We start from the raw sequence: 5,166 nt of genomic DNA, 5'->3' as shown, positions 1-5,166 counted from the left end.
GAGGGTTGGGGTGGGGTATTAAATAAAAATCAAAGAGTTAAATTTTTTTAGTGTCAGTATTTACCCTTAAAACTCCCTCCCGTCCTCCCCCTTCGCCGGGGGAGGAGCAAAGCAAAACCCTCATTTTCAAAACTATTGCGCTTTAATCGCCATGGCATCCCGCATGGTATAGAACAAATCCGTCTGATCCGTCAGACCCACCACATTCGCCGCATGCGGGCCAAACGCGGCAATACGCAGCTGCGTCCCGGTGTGTCCCTGTGAATCATCTTCTGAGTTGCCGTAGCTGATGGTCATCGGTGCACCGTCCCTGGTGGTCAGCGTCTGGGTCAGACCGGGGGCTTTGGCATCGGATTCGATAATCTGGCTGGAATGGGCGTGGTCGGCGGTGACGATAACCAGCGTGTTGCCGTCCTGACGGGCGAACTCCAGCGCTTTTTGCACGGCCTCATCCAGATCCACCGTTTCACCGAATTGTCCGCACGGATTAGCGGCGTGATCCTGTTTATCAATCGATGCGCCTTCAACCTGCAGGAAGAAACCGTTCTGATTAGCTTTCAGCAAGTCGATGGCTTTTTCAGTCATGGCGGCAAGCGTCGGGATGTCAGCGGTGCGCTGCGGATTGGCTTCACAGGTGACAGCCGGTTTATCAATGTTGCCGTGATAAGTGGCTTTCGGACCCTGCCAGCGCACCGGCATGTTGCCTTCGGAGAACAGGCCAAGAACCGGTTTCTTCTGGTCTGCCTGCGTGATGGCACTGAGCTGTTCTGCGTTTTCCACCCAAACATAACCCTGTGTCAGCGCCTGTTCTTTGAGGGATTTATCCTTAAATTCACCGGCTTTCGCCAGCTGGCTGAACGATTTTCTGCCGCCGCCCAGCGTGACATCAGCGCGAGCCTGCAACAACTGTTCCGTGATCGAACCGCGTCCGCCATTTTCCAGCGCGTTGCTGGCGCATTTCTCTGCGGTTTCTTGCGGGCCGTAGCACTTGCGTGAGGTCACATGCGCAATCTGTGCGGCCGGCGTTGCATCCTGCAATTCTGCGGTGGAGACGTTGCCGGTGGCCTTGCCTGCGGCTTTGGCGATCTCAAGAATGGTCTGGTGATCTTTGCCGTTTACATCCACGCCAATCGCGCCGTTATAGCTTTTAACACCGGTCGCCCAGGCGGTGGCTGATGCGGCGGAATCGGTCACGTAACTTGGTTTTTGCGTTTTCTTATCCAGAGAATAATGCGTGTACTGGCCGGTCAGCGGCAGGGCATCAATGCCTTTGAAATAGCCGCCTGCGCCTTCTGCATAGTTACGTGCAGACGTGATTTCAGAATCACCCATGCCGTCGCCAATCAGCAAAATCACGTTTTTCACCGTTTTGTCTGACAACGAGGCTTTCAGCGCTGCTGTCTGATCACCGCTCAGACGGCGGGCACCACCCGGTTCCGTCAGCACGCCTTTTGCCGCCCGGTCGGTCAGCGTGTCGGTTTCAGCGGCGAGGGTGGAGGAAGAAGCGGAAAGCAGCAGGGCGGCAGTGACTGCGCGGGCGACCAGAGATACGGATTGTTGCATTATCAAAACTCCTTTTTATAAACCATCGGAAATAAAAATATACATATCGATATTTTTTGTTACCGGAAGGTTAAGGGAGACTTGTGACATTTTAATGACAGGCGCCGGACTGGCCGTGAGACTGGGTTTTAACTTCAACTTCAAGGTCAAGACCTTGGGTTGCCACCCAAACTGGCCTTAAGAGGCGCCTATCGCCGCGCCTCTTAAGAATCTCCGGCTCTTTTACTGCGCGCTCCGCTCGCTGGCTATGTTTCAGGTAGCACGGCGACAGGCTGGAAATCTTGCCGCTTTGCGGTTCCTTCACTCGGTCCTGGAGCCTTTGGTCTCCAGGCCGCTCCGTTCAGCAAGCTTTCTGAATCGCCCGCGACTTTTTAAAGAATGAAGTAAGTGAGGTTGTGAAGTAAAAGCCTGAGGCCGGTTCCAAAATATCGCCTGAGGAGAGGTGGAAAACCGCGCGTCTTTTTTGCGCGGGTTGTAACCCGAACGAAGGGAACCGCGCAGCGGCGGGATTTTGCGGCTATCACTGCGGCTGATGAAACATAGTCAGCGAGCGGAAGCGCTTGTTGAAAAAGCGAAGGGAGATCCAAGAGGGAAAAAGCACGTTTCCCTCTTGGGCGGTTTCGGCGCTGCCCGATAAGTGATCACCGCAACTGAGAAACCGAAACTTTCTCGGCACAGCTTTCAGTGCAACTGAGAAACCGAAACTTTCTCGGTCAGCTTTTCAGTGCAACTGAGAAGCCGCCTTTGCATCGGCACTATGCAAAAAAAAGCCCCGATGAACGGGGCTTTTTCACAACAACGTCAAAGACGTAATTAGTTGATCTGTACCGGCATACCGGAACGCATCTCGATAGCGCGCTGAACAACAGTCTGGTTGACCGCCGGATCCATCGATACGCTGCTTGCGCTGCCTGCCAGAGTGATTGGCAGCGGCTGCTGAGAATCAAACTCTTCCTGGTTAGAGGACAGCGGGTTGTGGATCTCAATATAACGTTTGCCGTCTGGTTCCACGGTGGCTTTCACCGGCTCGTTGATGAACTGAACGCGGGTGCCTTGCGGGACGTTGTCGAACAACCATTTGATGTCAGCATCACGCAGACGCACACAACCGTGGCTCACACGCAAACCGATACCGAAATTGGCGTTGGTGCCGTGGACTGCATACAGACGCCCGACATACAGCGCGTACAGCCCCATCGGGTTGTCCGGACCCGCAGGGAAGACGGCTGGCAGGAATTCGCCACGAGAAGCATATTCTTCATGCATTTTCGCCGTCGGGGTCCAGGTCGGACCGGCTTTTTTACGCTGAACGGTAGTGACCCAGTTCATCGGGGTGTCTTTGCCCAGCTCACCGATACCGATCGGCAGCACGACCACAGTATTGGTGCCTTTCGGGTAGTAATACAGACGCATTTCAGCGCTGTTGATCACGATGCCTTCGTGCGGGGTTTCCGGCAGGATCAACTGCTGAGGAATGGTCAGCACGGTGCCCGGGGTTGGCAGGTACGGGTCAACGCCAGGGTTAGCTTCGAGCATGTTGCTCAAACCCATCTGGTATTGCGCTGCAAAATGTTCCAGTGGCAGGCTGCTGCCCTGCGGAACAGTAACTGTGATGTTTTCACCGACCAGACGACCATTATTGGCCGGAAGAGGGTAGACCACAGCAAAAGACGCCTGGCTATATGCAGCAACTGCCAAAACCAGGGTAAGGATTGCGCGAATGCTCATTTTCATATTTTCGTTGGTCGTTAATGCCACACTGGCAGTTGTCAGGATGTTGATTCCCCCCGATCCGATAGAAACCGGCCGGAGGAATAGTGTACTTGCACATAGCACTTGAAAGGGATCCGGTATGTGTAACGAATCGCATTTCAGGGCCGCTAATTATAAGGATTTATTTCAAACAGGCCAAAGCTTTCTCACCTTGTTAGAAAAGTTCCCTGCCACAACCGCATTTTTTGCGGCAGCCTGCACATTTCCTTCACATTCCTGACCTTATTTACGGCAAAACGGCACCATAACCAGTGCGGCAATAAACATCCAGGCCATGACCTGAAAGATGTCGTTGAACGCCAGCGTCAGCGATTGCGCCGCGACTTTCGCCCCAAACACGCCTTTCGCCATCAGCAATGCCTGAGCGGTATCAGGTGTCAGATGGCCGATTTTTTGTGCCAGCGATCCCATCACTTCCTGCGCATGATCCCCGTATTGCCCCAGCGATTCGCCGAAACGTGCCGCATGAACGCGGGTCCAGTCCTGCAACCAGGTATTCACCGTGGCAATGCCAATCGCGCCGCCGAGATTACGCATCAGGTTAAACAGCCCGGAGGCGTAGCGCAGTTCCGGCCCCTGAAACGCGGTCAGCGCCATGTTCACACTCGGCACGATGCACAACATAATGAACAGGCCGCGCACCACCTGCGGCCAGAAAAACTGTTCTGCTCCCCAGTAAGGAGTCACGGCGGTCGTCAGCCATAAACTCAGTGCGAAACCGGATAAACCCACGGTGATCAGTATCCGCCGGTCAACGCGGCTGATTAATCTGGCGGCAATAATCGTGCTGAAGAATTGCCCGACACCCACCACAAACACCGTTGTACCGATTTGCAGGCTGTTGAAATCGCGGATGCGGCCGAGGAAAACCGGCGTCAGATATGTAGAGGCATAAAGACCAAATCCAACCACCAGATTGAACAGGCAGGCGAAGGTGAATGTCGGGTCACGGAAGGGCGTCAGGCGTACGATCGGGTTTTTCGAATAAAAGGATCGTTCGAGAAACAGCACAAAGGCCACCAGTGAGAACCACGCCGAAATCTGGATTTGCGGATCGCTGAACCAGTTCTTGCGCGGGCCTTCTTCCAGCACATATTCCAGACAACCGAGCGCTATCGCCATCGACAATAAATGTATCCAGTCGATACGTTTAAGCATCGGATAATCCGCTTTATCCACATGAATAAACAGCACGGCACCGGTGGCAACCAGAGCGCCGGGCAGAATGTTGATGAAGAAAATCCAGCGCCAGTCGAGTAACTGCGTGACTATGCCACCCACAGTCGGCCCAAGCGTGGGGGCCAGCACGCTGACCATGCCGAGGATCGCCGGGATCAGCGCCTGCTGTTTGCCCTGAAACATGGCGAAGCCGGTCGCGAATACTGTCGGTACCATCGCGCCGCCGGTAAAACCCTGCAACGCGCGAAAGAAGATCATCGACTCGATATTCCACGACAATCCGCACCCGATGCTGCTGAGGGTGAACAGCGCCGCCGATGCGCTGAACAGCCAGCGGGTGGAAAGTGCCTGCGTCAGAAAAGCCGAGAACGGGATCATCACCAGTTCGGCGATCAGATACGAGGTTTGTACCCAGCTGATTTCATCCGGTCCGGCGGAAAGCCCGGCCTGCACATCGTTTAACGAGGCGGCGACAATCTGAATGTCGATGAGCGCCAGAAACATACCGAACGCCATAATGCTGAAAATCAAAAACTTACGTGATGTCGGATAATCCGCAGGCGAAAGCGTCGCGGCTGGAGTCAGGGTGACAGACATGGCTATGAGATCCCGGGGACTTGTTTATATGATGGTCATCATATTAATATGATG

Annotated in this window: 3 protein-coding genes; all 3 read right to left on the bottom strand. The window is 54.3% G+C overall.

Going from position 1 to position 5,166, the window contains the following annotated elements; all coding sequences use genetic code 11:
- Window positions 1-132: 132 nt before the first annotated feature.
- A complete protein-coding gene (phoA, locus tag UC14_RS26195; protein WP_112151886.1) occupies window positions 133-1,563 on the bottom strand; it encodes an alkaline phosphatase in 1,431 nt (476 codons plus the stop codon).
- A gap of 813 nt (window positions 1,564-2,376) precedes the next feature.
- Window positions 2,377-3,297 (bottom strand): L,D-transpeptidase family protein, encoded by a 921-nt coding sequence (locus UC14_RS26190; RefSeq protein ID WP_015689872.1) that lies wholly within the window; start codon window positions 3,295-3,297, stop codon window positions 2,377-2,379.
- 261 nt (window positions 3,298-3,558) lie between these two features.
- Complete coding sequence (locus UC14_RS26185) at window positions 3,559-5,112, bottom strand: DHA2 family efflux MFS transporter permease subunit (protein WP_013575279.1); 1,554 nt, start codon at window positions 5,110-5,112, stop codon at window positions 3,559-3,561.
- Between the last annotated feature and the right edge of the window lie 54 nt (window positions 5,113-5,166).

This window comes from Rahnella sp. NRRL B-41462, from assembly GCF_003263525.1.
Taxonomy (GTDB): Bacteria; Pseudomonadota; Gammaproteobacteria; order Enterobacterales; family Enterobacteriaceae; genus Rahnella; species Rahnella aceris.
This window is presented reverse-complemented; position numbering and strand designations above follow the sequence as displayed.